The following is a 298-nucleotide window of genomic DNA, read 5'->3' on the forward strand; positions in this document are numbered from 1 at the left end:
GGGTAATGCCGAGCAGTCTGAGGATAACTTTCAGGCCGAAGGCTGGTTGCAGGACGACAGGGTTCAGGAAACTGTTGAAGCAACCTTGTCCAACCCTTTCCCGGAAGCCTGGGTGCCATTACAAGACTGGGTAGAATACGGGCTGGACTGGATGGTGGTGAACTTTCGCCCCTTCTTTACGGCTGTCAAGGTGCCGGTTGACGCCACGCTGAATTCCATCGATGTATTGCTTAACAGTACGCCGCCTTTGCTGATGATCGCGCTGTTTGCCCTGCTGGCCTGGCAATTGGCCGGTGGC

Annotated in this window: 1 protein-coding gene; it reads left to right on the plus strand. The window is 55.7% G+C overall.

Translation table 11 applies throughout. The annotated features are described in order from the left end of the window. The coding region (locus tag Q4563_RS18760) for a hypothetical protein (protein ID WP_303605591.1) at nucleotides 1-298 on the plus strand (298 nt) is incomplete at both ends.

The sequence above is a fragment of the Gilvimarinus sp. 1_MG-2023 genome (assembly GCF_030548285.1).